Below are 16026 nucleotides of genomic sequence, written 5' to 3' on the forward strand. Positions count from 1 at the left end.
GGGGATTCCCGGCCTCGGCACGGGGGTCGGGGGCATCCCCGGACTCGCCGGGGGGTTCGCGTGGATTCCCGGACACACCGGGTGGCTCGCAGGGGTTGCCGGGCTCTCCATGGCGGTCGCGTGGATTCCCGGACACACAGGGTGGCTCGCGGGGATTGCCAGGCCCACCAGGACGGTCGCGAGGATCTTCGGACGCACCGGGGGACCGATGAGGGGTCCCGGAATCACCGGGCGCGCCGCGCGGACTCCGGAACTCACCGGGAGCGCCGCCAGGACCCCCGTGCCCACCTGGCGAGCCACGCGGGTTCCGGACCCGACCGGTGGAGCTTCCAGGACCCCCGAACCGACCGGGGGAGCCGTGAGTAGGAAACCACAACTGAGGGGGCGGGCCGCGCGGCTTGTCCGGCTTTTTCCGGCCGGCCGGGCGCGGGCCGCCCGTACCCCGTTCGTCCTGCTCGTCGTCCTGCTCCTCGGTGGCGGCCTCATCGGGCTGCTGGTGCTCAACTCCGCGCTCAGCGAAGGCTCGTTCAAACTCGCCGACCTGCAGAAGCAGACGAAGAACCTCACCGACGAGGAACAGGCCCTCCAGCGGGACATCGACGCCTACTCCTCTCCCGACGCCCTCCAGCTCCGCGCCCGCGAACTCGGCATGGTCCCCGGTGGCGACCCTGTTTTCCTCGGCCCCGACGGCAAGGTCAAGGGCGTCCCGAGCGCCGCCGCCCCCGAGTCCGCCGCCTTCACCGACCCGGTCGCCCCGGAGGCCCTGACTCCGGCCGCGTCCCCCTCCGCGACCACGGCCACGCCCACCACCTGGGCCTCGGCCACGCCCTCCTCCACCGCATCGGCACAGGGACAGCCCCAGTCGGCCCCCATGGCCTCCGCCCCCGCGGGGGCCATTCCCCCGCTCCTCTCCACCCCCCAGCCCACCCCCACCCCGACCCCCGGCAGGTGACGGAAGTGTCCGACAGGGAACCGCCGCGCCGTCGTGTGCCCGGGCCGGCCAGGCCGCCGCGGCCGAGGAGTGCCGTGCGGCGGCAGCCGGAGCCCGGTGCGCGTCCCGTGCGGCGGCCGAGTGGCGCTCGGCCGCCGTATCAGCGCCCGCTCCGGCTCGGCAGCCCGCGGCCCCGGCTGCGCCTGGTCAGCCTCACGCTGACCCTGGTCCTGATCGCCTTCGTCCTACGGCTGCTCCAGGTGCAGGCCGTCGACGCCAGCGCGTACGCCGCGCGCGCCGAGCAGAACCGGTATGTCGTGCACACGCTGGCCGCCGAGCGCGGCGGGATCACCGACCGCAACGGCGTGGCCCTCGCCATCAGCGAGGACGCGTACGACATCACGGCCGATCCGACGATGTTCAGCAGGAAGCAGCTGAAGGTCGACGACGGCCCGGAGCAGGCCGCCGCGCTGCTCTCGCCGATCCTCGGGCAGAGCCAGGGCAAGCTCGTGAAGAAGCTGCGGCCCAAGAACCCGAACTCCCGGTACGCCCGGCTCGCCACCCGGCAGACCCCGCAGGTCTGGAAGCAGATCAAGGACCTGAAGAGCGCGCTCGCCAAGAAGGCGGAGACGGACAAGAACACCGTCAACGTGCTCGCCGGCGTCTTCGCCGACCCGAGCAGCCAACGGGTGTACCCCAACGGAGACCTCGCCGCCGGGATACTGGGCTGGGTCAACGCCGACGGCCAGGGCGGCGGCGGCATCGAGCAGAAGCTGAACAAGCAGCTGTCCGGCAGGGACGGCAAGATCCGCTACGCCCAGTCCGGAGGGCGTGAGGTGCCCACCGCGGGATCGACGGAGACGCCCGCCGTGCCCGGTTCCGACGTCGAGCTGACCATCGACCGCGACATCCAGTGGGCCGCGCAGAACGCCATCACCGAGCAGGTGAAGAAGTCCAAGGCCGACCGCGGTTACGTCATCGTCCAGGACACCCGGACCGGGCAGATCCTGGCCATGGCCAACTCGCCCGGCTTCGACCCGAACGACCTGTCCAAGGCGAACTCCGCCGACCTGGGCAACGCGGCCATCCAGGACGCCTACGAGCCCGGCTCCACCGCCAAGGTGATGTCCATGGCGGCCGTGCTGGAGGAGAACGCGGCCACCCCGCTCACCCACGTCGTCGTACCGAACCGGCTGCACCGCGGCGACCGGCTCTTCTCCGACGACGTCGACCACGCCACCTGGTACCTCACGCTGAACGGCGTCCTCGCCAAGTCCAGCAACATCGGCACCATCCTGGCCACCGGCCAGCTCGGCAGGACCCAGCCCGAGGCCGACAAGGTCCTCTACTCCTACCTGCGCAGGTTCGGCATCGGCAGCTATACCGGACTCGGCTTCCCGGGCGAGACCCCGGGCATCCTCGCGCCGTACCAGAAGTGGTCCACCTCGCAGCAGTACACGATTCCTTTCGGCCAGGGCTTCTCCATCAACGCCGTCCAGGCCGCCTCCGTCTACTCGACCATCGCCAACGGCGGGGTCCGGGTCGAGCCGACCCTGGTGCGCGGTACCAAGGGCGCCGACGGCCGCTTCACTCCCGCGCCCAAGGCCAAGGAGACCCGCGTGGTCAGCGAGAAGACGGCCAGGGCCCTCGCCCGGATGCTGGAGTCCGTCGTGTACGACGAGCAGGGCACCGGCGTCAAGGCCCGCATTCCCGGGTACCGCGTCGCGGGCAAGACCGGCACGGCCAACCGTGTGGATCCGGCCACCGGCAAGTACCACGGGTACACCTCGTCGTTCGCCGGTTTCGCCCCCGCGGACAACCCCCGCATCACTGTCTACTGCGCCATCCAGAACGCCACCTCCGGCAACTACTTCGGCGGTCAGATCTGCGGTCCCATCTACAAGCAGGTGATGGAGTTCGCTCTGAAGACCCTCCAGGTCCCGCCGACCGGTGCGCCGCCCGCCAACCTGCCCGTCGACTACAAGCCCTGACGCAAGACCTGATCAGCACCCGAAACACCAGGAACGAGCCCGTGACGACGATCACCCCCGATGCCGGGAACCAAGGGGCCGAGAACCCCTCACTTCGCTCCGGAGCGGGTACGCCCGGTACGCTCACCGCCGTGCCACACGCTGATCAGTCACAAACCACCCAGAAGGGCCAACCCGTGACATATCCGGGACTGCCCAGGCCGACGCTGCTCCCCGCCACACCCCTCGCGGAGCTCGCCGACCAGCTGGGTGTCGCCGCGCCGGAGGGCGCCGCCGAGGTCAAGGGCATCACCCATGACTCGCGCGCCGTCCGCCCCGGCGACCTGTACGCCGCCCTCCCGGGCGCCCGGCTGCACGGCGCCGACTTCGTCACCCAGGCCACGAGCCTGGGTGCCGTCGCCGTGCTCACCGACCCCACGGGTGCCGAGCGCGCCGCCGCGACCGGACTGCCCGTCCTGGTCGTCGAGGACCCGCGCGCCCAGATGGGCGAGCTGGCGGCGACGATCTACCGCCACCCGGGCCGCGACCTGCTCCAGATCGGCATCACCGGCACCTCCGGCAAGACCACCACCGCCTATCTCGTCAAAGGCGGCCTGGACGTGTCCCGCCCCGCCGGCCTCATCGGCACGGTGGAGATCCGCATCGGCGACGAGCGCATCAAGTCGGAGCGCACCACTCCCGAAGCCACCGACCTCCAGGCCCTGTTCGCCGTCATGCGCGAAGGGGGCGTCGAGGCGGTCGCCATGGAGGTCTCCAGCCACGCCCTGGTCCTCGGCCGGGTCGACGGCTGTGTCTTCGACATCGCCGTGTTCACCAACCTCAGCCCGGAACACATGGAGTTCCACTCCGACATGGAGGACTACTTCCGGGCCAAGGCGCAGCTGTTCACGCCGAAACGCAGCAAACTCGGCGTGATCAACGCCGACGACGCGTACGGCCGCCGGCTGGCCGAGGAGGCCACGGTCCCCGTCGTCACCTTCTCCGCCGAGGGCCACCCCGACGCCGACTGGCGCGCCGAGGACGTCCAGGTCGGTCCCATGGACTCGACGTTCACCGTCCTCGGCCCGAACGGCGAGCGGATCCACGCCAAGTCGCCGATCCCCGGCCCCTTCAACGTGGCGAACACCCTCGCCGCCATCGTCGCCCTCGCCGTCGCCGGTCTCGACCCGCAGACCGCGGCCGACGGCGTCGCCGCCGTCCCGGGCGTCCCCGGCCGGCTGGAGCGGGTGGACGCCGGGCAGCCCTACCTCGCGGTCGTCGACTACGCCCATAAGACCGACGCCGTCGAGTCCGTGCTCAAGGCGCTGCGCAAGGTCACCAAGGGCCGGCTGCACATCGTGCTCGGCTGCGGCGGCGACCGCGACCAGACCAAGCGCGCCCCGATGGGCGCCGCCGCGGCCCGGCTCGCCGACACGGCCGTACTGACCTCCGACAACCCCCGCTCCGAGGACCCTCTCGCGATCCTCGCGACCATGCTGCAGGGCGCCGCCTCCGTGCCCGCGCACGAGCGTGGCGAGGTGCTCCTGTTCGAGGACCGGGCCGCCGCGATCGCCGCCGCCGTGGGCCGCGCCCAGGCCGGCGACACCGTGCTGGTCGCGGGCAAGGGGCATGAGCAGGGCCAGGACATCGCCGGCGTCGTCCGTCCCTTCGACGACCGCCAGGTGCTCCGCGAAGCCATCCAGAAAACCCAGGGATGAAAATCCAGAAGACCCAGGGGATGAACTTGTGATCGCCCTCTCCCTCGCCGAGATCGCAGCAGTCGTCGGCGGGCAGACGCACGACATACCGGATCCGTCCGTCGAGGTCACGGGACCGGTCGTCCGGGACTCCCGCGAGGTGCTGCCCGGCAGCCTGTTCGCCGCGTTCGTCGGCGAACGCGTGGACGGACACGACTACGCACCACAGGTGATCGAGACGGGCGCGGTCGCCGTACTGGCGTCGCGCCCGGTCGGTGTGCCCGCGATCGTCGTCGACGACGTCCAGACCGCGCTCGGCGCCCTCGCCCGGCACGTCGTACGCCGACTCGGCGCGACCCTCGTCGCCCTGACCGGCTCGGCGGGCAAGACCAGCACCAAGGACCTGATCGCGCAGGTGCTCCAGCGCAAGGCGCCGACGGTGTTCACGCCCGGCTCGCTCAACAACGAGATCGGGCTGCCGCTGACCGCCCTGTCCGCCACCGAGGAGACGAAGTTCCTCGTGCTAGAGATGGGCGCCCGCGGCATCGGGCACATCCGCTACCTCACCGACCTCACGCCCCCGAAGATCGGCCTGGTCCTCAACGTCGGCACCGCCCACATCGGCGAGTTCGGCGGCCGTGAGCAGATCGCCCGGGCCAAGGGCGAGCTCGTCGAAGGCCTGCCGGAGGACGGCGCCGCGATCCTCAACGCCGACGACCCGCTGGTCCGCGCCATGGCCGCCCGTACCAAGGCGAAGGTGGTCCTTTTCGGAGAGTCGGCCGAAGCGGACGTACGCGCCGAGAACGTGCGACTCATGGACAGCGGACAGCCCGCCTTCAGGCTTCACACACCCTCCGGTGCAAGCGATGTGACCATGCGCCTGTACGGTGAGCATCACGTGTCGAACGCGCTCGCCGCGGCCGCCGTCGCCCATGAGCTGGGCATGTCCGCGGAAGAGATCGCCACCGCGCTCTCCGAGGCGGGCTCCCTCTCCCGCTGGCGCATGGAGGTCACCGAGCGCCCGGACGGCGTGACCATCGTCAACGACGCCTACAACGCCAACCCCGAGTCCATGCGGGCCGCCCTCAGGGCGCTCGCGGCCATGGGCAAGGGGCGCCGCACGTGGGCGGTGCTCGGCAAGATGGCCGAGCTGGGGGACGAGGCGCTCGCCGAGCACGACGCCGTCGGACGGCTCGCCGTCCGGCTCAACGTCAGCAAGCTCGTCGCCGTCGGGGGGATTGAGGCCTCCTGGCTGCAACTGGGCGCATATAACGAGGGTTCGTGGGGTGAGGAGTCGGTGCACGTGTCCGACGCACAGGCGGCGATCGACCTGTTGCGCAGCGAGTTGCGCCCAGGGGACGTCGTGCTCGTGAAGGCGTCCCGTTCGGTGGGTCTGGAGAGCGTTGCCCAGGCGCTCGTCGAGACCGGTGCCGAGGGCGAGGTTGCCGCCCGATGATGAAGCAGATCCTGTTCTCAGGAGTCATTGGCCTGTTCCTGACGCTGATCGGCACGCCGCTGCTGATCAAGCTTCTGGCCCGCAAGGGCTACGGCCAGTACATCCGTGACGACGGTCCGCGCGAGCACGCCAGCAAGCGCGGTACGCCGACCATGGGCGGTATCGCCTTCATCCTGGCGACCATCGCGGCGTACTTCCTGAGCAAGCTCATCACCGGTTACCCGCCCACCTACTCCGGGATCCTGGTCCTCGGCCTGATGTTCGGCATGGGTCTGGTCGGCTTCCTCGACGACTACATCAAGATCGTCAAGCGGCGTTCGCTGGGTCTGCGGGCCAAGGCGAAGATGGCCGGCCAGCTGATCGTCGGCATCTCCTTCGCGGTGCTGTCGCTGATGTTCGCCGACGCGCGCGGCAACACCCCGGCCTCCACCAAGCTGTCGTTCATCACCGACTTCGGCTGGACGATCGGCCCGGTGCTGTTCGTCGTCTGGGCGCTGTTCATGATCCTCGCGATGTCGAACGGCGTGAACCTCACCGACGGTCTGGACGGTCTGGCCACCGGCGCCTCCGTGCTCGTCTTCGGCGCCTACACGTTCATCGGCGTCTGGCAGTTCCAGGAGTCCTGCGCCAACGCGCAGACCCTGACGAACCCGGCCGCCTGCTACGAGGTGCGCGACCCGCTCGACCTCGCGGTGATCGCCTCCGCGCTGATGGGTGCCTGCCTGGGCTTCCTGTGGTGGAACACCTCGCCGGCGAAGATCTTCATGGGTGACACCGGTTCGCTCGCCCTCGGTGGTGTCCTCACCGGTCTGGCCATCCTCTCCCGCACGGAGCTGCTGGTGGCCATCATGGGCGGTCTGTTCGTCCTCATCACCATGTCGGTGGTCATCCAGGTCGGCTCCTTCCGGCTGACCGGCAAGCGCGTCTTCCGGATGGCGCCACTCCAGCACCACTTCGAACTCAAGGGCTGGTCCGAAGTCCTTGTGGTGGTCCGATTCTGGATCATCCAGGGAATCTGTGTGATTGTCGGACTTGGCCTCTTCTATGCAGGATGGGCAGCGGACAAGTGACCTCCACCTCGGAGCTCTTCGACTTCCAGGGCAAGCACGTCACCGTCGCCGGGCTCGGTGTCTCCGGCGTCCCGGCGGCCAAGGTGCTGCACGCGCGCGGGGCGATCGTCACGGTCGTCAACGACGGCGACGACGCACGCGCGCGTGAGCAGGCCGCCGAACTTCAGGCGCTCGGTATCACCGTGCGCCTCGGCGACGGGGCGACCCTGCCGGAGGGCACCGAGCTGATCGTCACCGCGCCCGGCTGGAAGCCCGACAAGCCCCTCTTCGCGGCGGCGGCCGAAAAGGGCGTGCCGGTCTGGGGCGACGTGGAGCTGGCCTGGCGCCTGCGCGGTCCCGGCGCGGCGCCCTGGCTGGCCGTCACGGGCACAAACGGCAAGACCACGACCGTGCAGATGCTCGCGTCCATCCTGCGGGCCGCGGGCCTGCGCACGGCCGCCGTCGGCAACATCGGCGTCTCCCTGCTGGACGTCGTGCTCGGGGACGAGGAGTACGACGTCCTCGCCGTGGAGCTGTCCAGCTACCAGCTGCACTGGGCGCCCTCGCTGCGCGCCCACTCGGCCACCGTCCTCAACCTCGCCCCGGACCACCTCGACTGGCACGGCTCCATGGAGGCGTACGCCAAGGACAAGGGCCGTATCTACGAAGGAAATCGGGTCGCCTGCGTCTACAACGTGGCCGACAAGCTCACCGAGGAGCTGGTGCGCGAGGCCGACGTCGAGGAGGGCTGCCGGGCCGTCGGCTTCACCCTCGGCACCCCCGCGCCCTCCCAACTCGGCGTCGTGGACGGCATCCTGGTCGACCGCGCCTTCGTGGAGAACCGGCAGAAGAACGCCCAGGAGCTGGCCGAGGTCTCCGACGTCAACCCGCCGGCCCCGCACAACATCGCCAACGCCCTTGCCGCTGCGGCCCTCGCGCGTGCCTTCGGGGTGCCCGCCCAGGCCGTACGGGACGGGCTCAGGGCCTTCCGCCCGGACGCGCACCGTATCGCGCACGTCGCCGACCTCGGCGGGGTCGCGTACATCGACGACTCCAAGGCGACCAACACCCACGCCGCGGAAGCCTCGTTGGCGGCATATGAGTCGATCGTATGGATTGCGGGCGGTCTGGCGAAAGGGGCGACCTTCGACGAACTGGTCGCCAAGTCGGCCAAGCGGCTTCGCGGTGCCGTCCTGATCGGCGCCGACCGTGAGCTGATCCGTGACGCCCTGGCGCGACACGCCCCGGAAGTACCCGTGGTCGAGCTCGACCGGACCGACACTGGGGCGATGCTCCAGGCGGTGACGGAGGCCGAGCGGCTCGCTCAGCCCGGCGACACGGTACTGCTGGCCCCGGCCTGCGCGTCCATGGACATGTTCACCAACTACAACCAGCGCGGTGACGCGTTCGCGGCGGCGGTCCGCGAACTCGGCGCGGGCGCCTGACGGCGGGTCTCGGCCACCTGGGGTGCTTCGGGACCCTTGGAGGGACGCGTGAGGCGGATGTGGCTCGGGTTTGGTCGGCGGGTGCGAGGAGCTGGTGATGTCCGGTAGCCGTACGGGCCGTCCACCGGTTCAGCGCGCCGCCAGTAGGACCGCGGCGCTCCGCAGCCCGCGCGAGAACCCCGTACAACGCCTCTACGGCCGCGCCCGGAAGGCCTGGGACCGGCCGCTGACCGCCTACTACCTGATCGTCGGCGGCACCCTGCTGATCATGGTGCTGGGTCTGGTGATGGTCTACTCGGCCTCCCAGATCACCGCGCTGCAGCTCTCGCTGCCCGGGTCCTACTTCTTCCGCAAGCAGTTCCTCGCCGCGGTCATCGGTGGCGTACTGCTGTTCGTGGCCTCCCGCATGCCGGTGAAGCTGCACCGGGCGTTGGCGTACCCCATCCTCGCCGCCGCCGTCTTCCTGATGGTCCTGGTGCAGATCCCCGGGATAGGGATGGCGGTCAACGGCAACCAGAACTGGATCTCCCTCGGCGGCTCCTTCCAGATCCAGCCCAGCGAGTTCGGCAAGCTGGCCCTGGTGCTGTGGGGCGCGGACCTGATCGCCCGCAAGCAGGAGAAGAGGCTGCTGACCCAGTGGAAGCACATGCTGGTGCCGCTGGTGCCGGTCACCTTCCTGCTGCTCGGGCTGATCATGCTCGGCGGCGACATGGGTACGACGATCATCCTGACCGCGATCCTGTTCGGACTGCTGTGGCTCGCGGGAGCGCCGACCCGGCTGTTCTCGGGGGTGCTGAGCGTCGCCGGGGTGCTCGCCGCGCTCGCCATCTGGTCCAGCCCGCACCGGCTGAACCGGCTCAGCTGCATCGCCGCCACCGACCCCGGCCCGAACGACATGTGCTGGCAGGGCGCGCACGGCATCTACGCCCTCGCCTCCGGCGGACTCTTCGGTTCCGGTCTCGGTGCGAGTGTGGAAAAATGGGGCCAACTCCCCGAAGCCCACACCGACTTCATCTTCGCGGTCACCGGTGAGGAACTGGGTCTGGCGGGGACGCTGTCGGTGCTCGCCCTGTTCGCGGCTCTAGGCTATGCGGGTATCCGCGTGGCCGGACGCACGGAGGACCCCTTCGTGAGGTACGCCGCGGGAGGCGTGACCACCTGGATCACCGCCCAGGCGGTGATCAACATCGGTGCGGTGCTCGGCCTGCTGCCGATCGCCGGCGTCCCTCTCCCGCTGTTCTCCTACGGAGGGTCCGCCCTGCTGCCGACCATGTTCGCCATCGGGCTGCTGATCGCCTTCGCACGCGACGAGCCCGCTGCGCGGGCAGCGCTTGCGATGCGGCAACCTCGCTTTGGTAGAAAGCGGGCGGGAGGCTCCGGTGTCGAGCGGGGGCCTCGGAGATGGAACACGATGCGACGGCGTGCCTCGGCGGCGCGTTCGTCCGGAGAGCGGTGAATTTCGGTGCATGTCGTACTCGCCGGTGGGGGGACCGCCGGCCACATCGAGCCCGCGCTCGCCCTCGCGGACGCCCTGCGCAGGCAGGACCCGACCGTGGGGATCACGGCCCTGGGCACGGAGCGCGGCCTGGAGACCCGGCTCGTCCCGGAGCGCGGCTACGAGCTGGCGCTGATCCCGGCGGTGCCGCTGCCCCGTAAGCCGACCCCCGAGCTGATCACCGTCCCGGGCCGGCTGCGCGGCACCATCAAGGCCGCCGAGCAGATCCTGGAGCGCACCAAGGCGGACGTGGTGGTCGGTTTCGGCGGCTATGTCGCCCTGCCCGGCTATCTGGCCGCCAAGCGCCTCGGCGTGCCCATCGTGATCCACGAGGCCAACGCCCGTCCGGGCCTGGCCAACAAGATCGGCTCGCGGTACGCGGCCCGGGTCGCCGTCTCCACGCCCGACAGCAAGCTGCGTGACGCCCGCTACATCGGCATCCCGCTGCGCCGGTCCATCGCCACCCTGGACCGCGCGGCCGTCCGCCCCGAGGCCCGGCACCGCTTCGGCCTCGACCCGAACCTGCCCACGCTGCTCGTCTCCGGCGGCTCCCAGGGCGCCCGCCGCCTCAACGAGGTCGTCCAGCAGGTCGCGCCCTGGCTCCAGCAGGCCGGCATCCAGATCCTGCACGCGGTCGGTCCGAAGAACGAACTGCCACAGGTGCACCAGATGCCGGGAATGCCCCCCTACATTCCGGTAGGTTACCTGGACCGGATGGACCTCGCGTACGCCGCGGCCGACATGATGCTCTGCCGCGCGGGCGCGATGACCGTCGCCGAACTCTCCGCCGTCGGACTCCCGGCCGCCTACGTCCCGCTGCCCATCGGCAACGGCGAGCAGCGGCTCAACGCCCAACCGGTGGTGAAGGCCGGCGGCGGACTCCTCGTCGACGACGCGGAACTCACGCCCGAGTGGGTGCAGCAGAACGTCCTGCCCGTGCTCGCCGACCCGCACCGGCTGTACGAGATGTCCCGCGCGGCAAGCGAGTTCGGCCGCCGGGACGCCGACGACCTGCTCGTCGGCATGGTGTACGAGGCGATCGCCTCGCGCCACCACTAGCATCGGCGAGTGACACCGGCTTGGGCGCCCCGGAGGTGAACCGAGCCAAGAAAGGGAGCGGGTGTGGCCGGACCCTCCACCGCGGAGCGCGGTGAACGCCAGCAGGAGTCGTCCGGCCCGCCGCTCGTCCGCAGGCTCAGGAGAACGCGCCTTCGTACGATCGTCATTCTGGCCGCGCTCGCCGTGCTCCTCGGGGCCGGTGGCACCTGGGTGTTGTACGGCTCGAGCTGGCTGCGCGTCCGGCACGTCTCGGTGTCCGGCACGCGCGTGCTGACCCCCGCCGAGGTGCGGGACGCGGCGGCCGTACCGGTCGGGGCGCCGATGATTTCCGTCGACAGCGAGGGCATCGAAGCCCGACTTCGCCAGAAATTGCCCAGAATTGACACCGTTGATGTCGTCCGTTCCTGGCCCCATGGAATCGGCCTGAAAGTGACCGAGCGTGCTCCGGTTCTACTTGTCCGAAAAGGCGGGAACTTCGTCGAAGTCGACGACGAAGGTGTCCGATTCGCTACGGTTTCTGAGGCACCGAAAGGCGTTCCGGTGCTGGAATTGTCCGCCTCCCGTACCGGTTCCGGTGCCGCGAGCTTCCGCCGCTTCGGAACCGACCGTCTGGTGCGCGAGGCGGTCCGGGTCGCCGGCGATCTGCCGGCCGCCGTCGCGAAGGACACCCGGACCGTCCAAGTCCGTTCCTACGACGACATCTCGCTGGAGTTGGCCGACGGTCGCGCTGTGGCGTGGGGCAGTGGTGAGAACGGCCGCGCCAAGGCACGGACCCTCGCAGCTCTCATGAAAGCAGCTCCCGGCGCGCGGCACTTCGACGTCAGTGTTCCCACCGCCCCTGCGTCTTCGGGCAGTTGACGCGCATCAGCGCAGGCCAGCACCCTGGTTGGGCACCGCTACGGCTGATCACATAGGGTGAAAAGAAAAACGGGAGGTTCGGCGTGTTCGTTGAACGGGCGCCACTTGTCGACTTAGTGTCCTGTTCAGAAGACTCCAGGGAACAGACACACTGGTAACCCTAAACTTCAGGGTTAGGGTTCGGGTCGGCACTACGGACCGTCCCATTCGGCATCCGTCGTCCCGGCGCGGGGCACCGCCCGGCGGCGACAACGTAATTCGAGGCGAGAGGCCTTCGACGTGGCAGCACCGCAGAACTACCTCGCAGTCATCAAGGTCATCGGTGTCGGCGGCGGTGGTGTCAATGCCATCAACCGGATGATCGAGGTCGGTCTCAAGGGCGTCGAGTTCATCGCCATCAACACCGACGCTCAGGCGCTGTTGATGAGCGACGCCGACGTCAAGCTCGACGTGGGCCGCGAACTCACCCGCGGACTCGGCGCCGGAGCCAACCCGGCCGTCGGCCGCAAGGCCGCCGAGGACCACCGCGAGGAGATCGAGGAGGTCCTCAAGGGGGCCGACATGGTCTTCGTGACGGCCGGTGAAGGCGGCGGCACCGGCACCGGCGGCGCGCCCGTCGTGGCCAACATCGCGCGCTCCCTCGGCGCCCTCACCATCGGTGTGGTCACGCGCCCGTTCACCTTCGAGGGACGGCGCCGCGCGAACCAGGCCGAGGACGGCATCGCCGAGCTGCGCGAAGAGGTCGACACCCTCATCGTCATCCCCAACGACCGGCTGCTGTCCATCTCGGACCGCCAGGTCTCGGTCCTGGACGCCTTCAAGTCCGCCGACCAGGTCCTGCTCTCCGGTGTCCAGGGCATCACCGACCTCATCACCACCCCCGGCCTCATCAACCTCGACTTCGCCGACGTGAAGTCGGTCATGTCCGAGGCCGGTTCGGCCCTCATGGGCATCGGCTCGGCCCGCGGCGACGACCGCGCGGTGGCCGCGGCCGAGATGGCGATCTCCTCGCCGCTGCTGGAGGCGTCCATCGACGGCGCCCGTGGCGTGCTGCTCTCCATCTCCGGCGGCTCCGACCTCGGCCTGTTCGAGATCAACGAGGCGGCCCAGCTGGTCAGCGAGGCCGCCCACCCCGAGGCCAACATCATCTTCGGCGCGGTCATCGACGACGCCCTCGGCGACGAGGTCCGGGTCACCGTGATCGCGGCCGGCTTCGACGGGGGCCAGCCCCCGGCCCGCCGGGACAACGTCCTCGGCTCGGCCTCGACTTCGGCGGGCTCCCGCCGCGAGGAGACCACTCCGGCCCGGCCGAGCGAGCCCAGCCGTCCGTCCTTCGGCTCGCTGGGCAGCGTCAAGCCCAAGGAGGAGCCGGAGCCGGCGCCCGAGCCGGTGGCCGACATCCCGGCCGCCCCGCCGGTCACCCCGGCCCCGCGGTCCCCCTACGCGGACAGCGCGGCCGAGGAGCTGGACGTCCCGGACTTCCTGAAGTGATAGGACGGCGCGAGAGCGTGAGCGGCGCGCACTTCGCCTTCACCGACCGGTGGGGCGGGGTGAGCGCCGCTCCGTATGAGGAGCTCAACCTCGGCGGCGCGGTCGGCGACGATTCCGAGGCCGTACGGGCCAACCGGGACATCGCGGCCAAGTCGCTCGGCATCGACCCGGACCGGGTCGTCTGGATGAACCAGGTGCACGGCGCCGACGTGGCCGTGGTGGACCAGCCCTGGGGTGAGCGTCCGGTGCCGGAGGTCGACGCGATCGTCACCGCCCGCCGTGGACTCGCCCTCGCCGTGCTCACCGCCGACTGTGTGCCGGTGCTGCTGGCCGATCCCGTCGCCGGGGTCGTCGCGGCGGCGCACGCGGGCCGGCCCGGCATGGTCAAGGGGGTCGTCCCGGCCGCCGTACGGGCCATGGCCGGACTCGGCGCCGACCCGGCCCGGATCGTCGCCCGCACCGGACCGGCCGTGTGCGGGCGGTGCTACGAGGTGCCGGATGCGATGCGCGCCGAGGTGGCGGCCGTCGAGCCGGCGGCGCACGCTGAAACGAGCTGGGGTACGCCGGCGGTCGACGTGAGCGCCGGGGTGCACGCGCAGCTCGACCGGCTCGGGGTGTGCGACCGGGCGCAGTCGCCGGAGTGCACGCTGGAGTCGGGCGACCACTTCTCGTACCGCCGTGACCGCACCACCGGGCGGCTCGCGGGCTATGTCTGGCTGGACTGATGGGGCATGACGGACCGTAAGACCCAACTCGCCGCGAATCTGGCGAAAGTGGAGGAGCGCATCACCGCCGCGTGTGTGGCGGCCGGGCGCAAGCGGGAGGAGGTGACCCTGATCGTGGTCACCAAGACCTACCCGGCGAGCGATGTGCGGATCCTGTCGGAACTCGGTGTGCGCCATGTCGCCGAGAACCGTGACCAGGACGCGGCACCGAAGGCCGCCGCGTGTACGGATCTGCCGCTTAAGTGGCATTTCGTCGGCCAGTTGCAGACCAACAAGGTGCGTTCCGTGGTCGGCTATGCCGATGTAGTGCAGTCCGTGGATCGTTCCAAGCTCGTCACAGCTCTGTCGAAGGAGGCCGTGCGAGCCGGGCGCGAGGTGGGGTGTCTCATCCAGGTCGCGCTCGACGCGGGGGAGGGCGGCCGGGGTGAGCGCGGAGGCGTCGCCCCTGACGGAATCGAAGAGTTGGCCGACCTCATCGGCGAGGCGCCGGGACTGCGGCTCGACGGGCTGATGACCGTCGCTCCGCTCACCGGCGAGTACGCGGGACGCGAACAGGCGGCGTTTGAACGCCTCATGGATTTGTCGACCGACCTGCGCCGAGCCCATCCGGCTGCAACCATGGTGTCGGCAGGGATGAGTGCGGACCTCGAACAGGCCGTGGCCGCCGGGGCGACACATGTGCGCGTCGGCACTGCGGTACTCGGAGTCCGCCCCAGGCTCGGGTAACGTCGCCAAGAAGTCGGACCACAGCAGAAAATATGGTCAGTGCCTGCGAAGGCGGGCGCAACGACCTCGTGGATCGCGGGCACTTGGCAGTCGTCAGCCGATCCACCACAGAGCGGAGGACTCAGAGCATGGCCGGCGCGATGCGCAAGATGGCGGTCTACCTCGGCCTCGTGGAGGACGATGGGTACGACGGCCGCGGATTCGACCCCGACGACGACTTCGAGCCCGAGTTGGACCCGGAACCCGAACGGGATCACCGAAGGCACGAACCTTCACACCAATCGCACAGTGCACATCAGTCTCAAAGGGACGAAGAGGTGCGAATCGCGCAACCGCCCGCGCCGCGCGAGCCGGTGGTCCGGTCGACTTCGCTCGCCGCGGAATCCGGACGTCCGGCGCGGATTGCGCCCGTGGCGTCCATCACACAAGAACGTCAGTCCCTCGAGAAGAACGCACCGGTGATCATGCCCAAGGTTGTGTCCGAGCGAGAGCCTTACCGGATCACCACGCTTCACCCGCGGACGTACAACGAGGCCCGTACCATCGGGGAACACTTCCGTGAGGGCACCCCGGTGATCATGAATCTGACTGAGATGGACGACACAGACGCGAAGCGACTTGTCGACTTTGCGGCCGGTTTGGTGTTTGGTCTTCACGGCAGCATCGAGCGGGTGACGCAGAAGGTGTTCCTGTTGTCGCCTGCTAACGTCGATGTCACGGCGGAGGACAAGGCCCGCATCGCAGAGGGCGGGTTCTTCAACCAGAGCTGAGACGCAACATCCGGATCGAGGCTCGGAAGAGCATGGAACAGGGGAGAGGGAAGCGCAGGCCATGAGCGTGTTCGTCACGGTGGTCCACACCGCGCTGCTGGTGTTCCTCGCCGTGCTCATCTTCCGGCTGGTCATGGATTACGTGTTCCAGTTCGCCCGCTCGTGGCAACCCGGCAAGGCGATGGTGGTCGTACTGGAGGCCACCTACACTGTCACCGATCCACCGCTGAAGCTTCTGCGGCGGTTCATCCCGCCGCTGCGTCTCGGGGGCGTGGCGCTCGACCTGTCCTTCTTCGTACTGATGATCATCGTCTACATCCTCCTCTCCATCACGGGGAGCTTCATGTGATGAGG

The 16026-nt window shown here is 69.8% G+C and carries 14 protein-coding genes; all 14 read left to right on the forward strand.

The window, feature by feature from the left end; translation table 11 throughout:
• The first annotated feature begins 358 nt into the window (after positions 1 to 358).
• The 14 genes from AB0M27_RS01150 to AB0M27_RS01215 all read left to right on the forward strand — a co-directional run bounded on the left by AB0M27_RS01150 (position 359) and on the right by AB0M27_RS01215 (position 16021).
• On the forward strand, positions 359 to 952 hold the full coding sequence (locus AB0M27_RS01150; RefSeq protein ID WP_365716587.1) for a septum formation initiator family protein: 594 nt from the start codon (positions 359 to 361) through the stop codon (positions 950 to 952).
• A 5-nt stretch (positions 953 to 957) separates the two neighbouring features.
• The gene (locus AB0M27_RS01155; protein WP_365716589.1) at positions 958 to 2922 is read left to right on the forward strand and encodes a penicillin-binding protein 2; all 1965 of its coding nucleotides are present in this window, start codon (positions 958 to 960) and stop codon (positions 2920 to 2922) included.
• A 41-nt stretch (positions 2923 to 2963) separates the two neighbouring features.
• Positions 2964 to 4619, forward strand: a complete 1656-nt coding sequence (locus tag AB0M27_RS01160) for a UDP-N-acetylmuramoyl-L-alanyl-D-glutamate--2,6-diaminopimelate ligase (protein WP_365716591.1) — start codon at positions 2964 to 2966, stop codon at positions 4617 to 4619.
• Positions 4620 to 4647: 28 nt separating this feature from the next.
• Positions 4648 to 6054, forward strand: a complete 1407-nt coding sequence (gene murF / locus AB0M27_RS01165) for a UDP-N-acetylmuramoyl-tripeptide--D-alanyl-D-alanine ligase (RefSeq protein ID WP_365716593.1) — start codon at positions 4648 to 4650, stop codon at positions 6052 to 6054.
• Complete coding sequence (gene mraY / locus AB0M27_RS01170; RefSeq protein WP_228622721.1) at positions 6051 to 7124, forward strand: phospho-N-acetylmuramoyl-pentapeptide-transferase; 1074 nt, start codon at positions 6051 to 6053, stop codon at positions 7122 to 7124. The genes murF and mraY overlap by 4 nt, the downstream gene beginning before the upstream one ends.
• Positions 7106 to 8548 carry a UDP-N-acetylmuramoyl-L-alanine--D-glutamate ligase gene (murD, locus tag AB0M27_RS01175; protein ID WP_365716596.1) on the forward strand — a complete coding sequence of 481 codons (1443 nt, stop codon included), beginning with the start codon at positions 7106 to 7108 and terminating at the stop codon, positions 8546 to 8548. Before mraY ends, murD begins: the two co-directional genes overlap by 19 nt.
• A 97-nt stretch (positions 8549 to 8645) precedes the next feature.
• Positions 8646 to 10004 carry a putative lipid II flippase FtsW gene (ftsW, locus tag AB0M27_RS01180; protein WP_365716598.1) on the forward strand — a complete coding sequence of 453 codons (1359 nt, stop codon included), beginning with the start codon at positions 8646 to 8648 and terminating at the stop codon, positions 10002 to 10004.
• Positions 10005 to 10010: 6 nt separating this feature from the next.
• Positions 10011 to 11102 (forward strand): undecaprenyldiphospho-muramoylpentapeptide beta-N-acetylglucosaminyltransferase, encoded by a 1092-nt coding sequence (murG, locus tag AB0M27_RS01185; RefSeq protein WP_365716600.1) that lies wholly within the window; start codon positions 10011 to 10013, stop codon positions 11100 to 11102.
• 63 nt (positions 11103 to 11165) lie between these two features.
• Entirely contained in the window at positions 11166 to 11960 is a 795-nt protein-coding gene (locus AB0M27_RS01190) for an FtsQ-type POTRA domain-containing protein (RefSeq protein WP_365716602.1), read from the forward strand.
• Positions 11961 to 12239: 279 nt separating this feature from the next.
• On the forward strand, positions 12240 to 13451 hold the full coding sequence (ftsZ, locus tag AB0M27_RS01195) for a cell division protein FtsZ (RefSeq protein ID WP_365716604.1): 1212 nt from the start codon (positions 12240 to 12242) through the stop codon (positions 13449 to 13451).
• Positions 13448 to 14176: a peptidoglycan editing factor PgeF gene (pgeF, locus tag AB0M27_RS01200; RefSeq protein ID WP_365716606.1), complete on the forward strand. Its 729-nt coding sequence runs from the start codon at positions 13448 to 13450 to the stop codon at positions 14174 to 14176. The genes ftsZ and pgeF overlap by 4 nt, the downstream gene beginning before the upstream one ends.
• Positions 14177 to 14182: 6 nt before the next feature.
• Positions 14183 to 14902 carry a YggS family pyridoxal phosphate-dependent enzyme gene (locus AB0M27_RS01205; protein WP_365716608.1) on the forward strand — a complete coding sequence of 240 codons (720 nt, stop codon included), beginning with the start codon at positions 14183 to 14185 and terminating at the stop codon, positions 14900 to 14902.
• A gap of 128 nt (positions 14903 to 15030) precedes the next feature.
• Positions 15031 to 15672, forward strand: a complete 642-nt coding sequence (gene sepF / locus AB0M27_RS01210) for a cell division protein SepF (protein ID WP_365716610.1) — start codon at positions 15031 to 15033, stop codon at positions 15670 to 15672.
• A 61-nt stretch (positions 15673 to 15733) separates the two neighbouring features.
• On the forward strand, positions 15734 to 16021 hold the full coding sequence (locus AB0M27_RS01215) for a YggT family protein (RefSeq protein ID WP_055707297.1): 288 nt from the start codon (positions 15734 to 15736) through the stop codon (positions 16019 to 16021).
• Positions 16022 to 16026: the final 5 nt, after the last annotated feature.

Source organism: Streptomyces sp. NPDC052107, from assembly GCF_040680215.1.
In the GTDB taxonomy this organism is placed as follows: domain Bacteria; phylum Actinomycetota; class Actinomycetes; order Streptomycetales; family Streptomycetaceae; genus Streptomyces.

What these genes read in the sequence shown, in the direction of transcription:
- mraY (WP_228622721.1), top strand. Translation starts at nt 6,051, where the DNA reads ATGATGAAGCAGATCCTGTTCTCAGGAGTCATTGGCCTGTTCCTGACG.
- murD (WP_365716596.1), top strand. Translation starts at nt 7,106, where the DNA reads ATGGGCAGCGGACAAGTGACCTCCACCTCGGAGCTCTTCGACTTCCAG.
- ftsW (WP_365716598.1), top strand. Translation starts at nt 8,646, where the DNA reads ATGTCCGGTAGCCGTACGGGCCGTCCACCGGTTCAGCGCGCCGCCAGT.
- AB0M27_RS01205 (WP_365716608.1), top strand. Translation starts at nt 14,183, where the DNA reads ATGACGGACCGTAAGACCCAACTCGCCGCGAATCTGGCGAAAGTGGAG.
- sepF (WP_365716610.1), top strand. Translation starts at nt 15,031, where the DNA reads ATGGCCGGCGCGATGCGCAAGATGGCGGTCTACCTCGGCCTCGTGGAG.
- AB0M27_RS01215 (WP_055707297.1), top strand. Translation starts at nt 15,734, where the DNA reads ATGAGCGTGTTCGTCACGGTGGTCCACACCGCGCTGCTGGTGTTCCTC.